Source organism: Erythrobacter donghaensis (assembly GCF_001557325.1).
GTDB lineage: Bacteria > Pseudomonadota > Alphaproteobacteria > Sphingomonadales > Sphingomonadaceae > Erythrobacter > Erythrobacter donghaensis_B.
In genome coordinates this window covers 1-3,429 of the sequence record NZ_LSJS01000213.1, presented here as the reverse complement: position 1 = coordinate 3,429, position 3,429 = coordinate 1, and the positions used below count along the sequence as shown (strand labels likewise).

The 3,429-nt window shown below is 63.5% G+C and carries 3 protein-coding genes; 2 read left to right on the top strand and 1 reads right to left on the bottom strand.

What is annotated here, in order from left to right; genetic code table 11:
• A partial coding sequence (locus AX692_RS12750) for a hypothetical protein (RefSeq protein ID WP_155646317.1) occupies positions 1 to 310 on the bottom strand: 310 nt, incomplete at its 3' end.
• Positions 311 to 641: 331 nt separating this feature from the next.
• Here AX692_RS12750 and AX692_RS12745 point away from each other — a divergent pair.
• Both AX692_RS12745 and AX692_RS19080 read left to right on the top strand, forming a co-directional pair.
• Positions 642 to 1,007 (top strand): hypothetical protein, encoded by a 366-nt coding sequence (locus AX692_RS12745; protein ID WP_073977716.1) that lies wholly within the window; start codon positions 642 to 644, stop codon positions 1,005 to 1,007.
• Positions 1,008 to 1,100: 93 nt separating this feature from the next.
• Positions 1,101 to 3,429 (top strand): tetratricopeptide repeat protein (locus AX692_RS19080; protein WP_196491795.1); only part of this gene is annotated, 2,329 nt, incomplete at its 3' end.

Below are 3,429 nucleotides of genomic sequence, written 5' to 3'. Positions count from 1 at the left end.
CCGTGTCACCAGCTGGTGCGCCACCGGCAGGCTCGCTCATCTTCTCGCGCGGGGTTTCGCTTCCACCGACTTCCGATTCGAGCTGCGCGGCCAGCAGCATCGCCACCGGATTGGACGACTGGCGGGCATAGGCGGCAAGGTCAGCCGAGAGCTTGGCCTTCTCGACCCCGGCGGCTTGCGGCGTGGTCGCGGCGGTGGATTCGGCGGAGCGATTGGTGCCGGTGCGATCAGCATCCTCAGCGAGGACGGGGCCGGAAAGCAGTGCGAACCCGGCGGCGGCGGTCATCAGGCGAATGGCATTCTTGGTCATGGCGGTCATCCTTCATTAGAAAACTGTGACAATGCCAGGTCGGTTGACTGCCCGGCACACCACTTTGGTATGGGCATTTTGAGGCAGTTCCTACTTATGGTTTCCGCAAGCAAGACCCGGACGGTTTGCGCGACCCCCTATTGCTGCTCGCAACACCTACAGCACTGAGATGCAAGCGAATCGCTAGTGCTGTCAAGAATTGGTCATCGCGACAATTCTTGCTGGAACCGTAAGTTGTCGCAGGTGCAAGCTTGGCTTAGTCTTGGTCCATCAGATGATCGATAACCAACAGCCAGCATCACCACTAGCGAGATCAAGAAAGGAACACGCCATGCCCCCGAAGAAGAATATTGCGAGCGGCCCGATCGCGAGCAGCAAAGCCATCGAATACCTTGCGGCCTTTGCGGCTCTCGCTGGGACCGGCGGCTCTGCGGCCTTCGCGCAGCAAGCCCAGACTCAATCGCAGAATGTGATCGTCATTCCGGAATATCGGGCGACGCCGTATCAGCCACAGACCCCGCGCGTCCAACGCGCGTCGCCTTTTCAGCCGCTCGTGCCGCGCCCTCAGCAGGCATCGCCGTTCGAGGCGCAGCAGCCTCGCCCCTATCAGGCGCAACCCCACCGCCCGCTGGTGGCCGAGCGCTTGCTGCGCGAGGCACCGCAACGCCCCCAAGGCCCGCAACACCCGCCGCGCTAGGCAGACGGCTCAATTCACTAGGGAATGTCAAGAAGTCAGCGCTCCTTTCCGGATAGGGGGTTCGCGCTGTCTAGCAAATGGGTGGGGTCCGTGATGGCACAGGCAAATGCGTTCAAGGTAACAGTATCGGGCATCGTGCTAGCGATGCTGCTGCACGCAAGCGGGGCGAGCGCACAGGAGGCAGGGGCTGCACCAGAGGCGGCGGCGCCCGCCCCAACACCGGCCGCAGCCGAACAGATGCCAATTGATCCGGAGACCGGCAAACCGTTCCCGACGTTGGCGGAGGTTTCTGCACGCACCCCGCCGCTCCGCGCAATGACTCAGGCAGAAGGAGCCCGATGGCAACAGCTGCAGAGCTCGTTCGCCGAACTTCTCTCGGCCCAAAAGTTGCCCGAAGCCATAGGGCAGGCTGAGGCCATTCTTGAGTTAGAGGAGCGCACACTGGGTCCAATGCACCCGGAGGTTTTAGGAACCTTGGGCGCTCTGACCCAATTGCGGGCTGCTCAAGGACAATTTGCTCAGGCAGAACCGACCGCTAGGCGAGCTTTGGAATTGTCCGGGGCATTGCTCGGCGAGCGCCATCCCAACAATGTCAGCATCCTTAGCAATTTGGCAGATAGCCTAGGAGCCCAAGGGCGCGCCAAGGAGGCTGAGCCACCTTATCGCCGCGCGCTCACGATCTTGGAGCAAGTTCTCGGCTCCGATCATCCCTTGACCGTTACCAGCCTTAACAAACTAGCGTTGAACCTTGGCGCCCAGGGCCGCGCTGGGGAGGCCGAGCCGCTCCTTCGCCGCGCGCTGGCAATCTGCGAGAAAGTGCTCGGCATCGAGCATCCCTTGACTGCCGCCAGCCTCAACAATCTGGCGTTTAACCTTGGTGCCCAAGGCCGCGCTGAGGAGGCCGAGTTGCTATATCGCCGTTCGCTGGAGTTCATAGAGAAAGTGCGCGGCTCCGAGCATCCCTTGGCTGCCACCAGCCTCAACAATCTTGCAGTGAACCTTGATGCGCAAGGCCGCGCTGGGGAGGCCGAGCCTTTCCATCGCCGCGCGCTCGCGATCCGAGAGAAAGTGCTCGGCCCCGAGCATCGCGATACCGCTACCGCCCTAAGCAATCTGGCGGGGAACCTCCGAGCTCAGGGCCGCGCTAGGGAGGCTGAGCCTCTTTTGCGTCGCTCGCTGGCAATCCGAGAAAAGGTGCTCGGCGCCGAACACTCTGATACTGCTGCTAGCCTCAACGGTTTGGGGGAGAACCTTGACGCTCAGGGCCGTGCTAGGGAGGCTGAGCCTCTTTTGCGTCGCGCGCTGGCAATCCGAGAAAAGGTGCTCGGCATCGAGCATCCCGATACCGCCACCAGCCTCAATAATCTGGCAGTGGACCTTGGAGCACAAGGCCGCCTTGGAGAGGCTGAACCACTTTTGCGCCGCGCGCTGGCAATCCGAGAAAAGGTGCTCGGCATCGAGCATTCCGATACCGCCACCAGCCTCAATAATCTTGCGTACAACCTACAGGCCCAAGGCCGCTCCGGGGAGGCTGAGCCGCTCTATCGCCGCGCGCTGGTCATCTACGAGAAAGTGCTAAGCCCTGAGCATCCCTTGACCGCGGGCGGACTCATCAATCTGGCGCTTATCCTTGGTGCTCAGGGTCGCGCCGCGGAGGCCGAGCTGCTCCTTCGCCGCGCGCTAGCAATCTGCGAGAAGGTGCTTGGCATCGAGCATCCCTTGACTGCCACTAGCCTCAATAATCTGGCGTACAACCTACACGCCCAAGGCCGCTCCGGCGAGGCTGATCCACTCTATCGCCGCGCGCTGGCGATCAGGGAGCAGGTGCTGGGTCCCGTGCATCCCGATACAATTGTTGCATTCGAGAATATTGCATTCGCGCAGCTCGGGACGCCAGAAGCGACTTTCGAAGCATTTTCCTCGGCCCGCCAAGCGCTGGATGCGCTGCGCGCGCGTTACGCGGAGGCGGGCGAGGACGGGGCGCGCGGCGAGGCGCAGCAGGTACGCGGCCGCTGGCGGCTGCAAGCGACCGAACGCCTATTTGCGGACGCGGCGTGGGTACGCGGCGCGGCGTTTGCTGGTGAGTTGCCGGGCCTGCGCACCGAGAGCTTCAGCGCGCTTCAGGGCGCGGGCTCTGGCCCTGCGGCACGGGCGATCGCGGAGACGGCAGCGCGGCGCTATGCGGTGCGGGAGGGCGCTGGGGAGTTGGTGAGCGAGCGGGCGAAGGCGGTCGAGCAATGGGCTGAGGCGGAACGGCGCAACATCGCCGCGCAGGCGCAGAGCGGTGGTCAGGACCGGGCAGCGCGCGAGGCGATGGAGCGCGATATGGCGGCGGCCGAAGCGCGCATCCAGGCGATCGATGCCGAGCTGAAGGTGAAGGCGCCGCAGTACTTCGCGATCGTCAACCAGCCCCCGCTCGATG

Excerpts from the sequence above, each read along its gene's own strand:
- AX692_RS12745 (WP_073977716.1), top strand. The coding sequence starts at position 642 with ATGCCCCCGAAGAAGAATATTGCGAGCGGCCCGATCGCGAGCAGCAAA.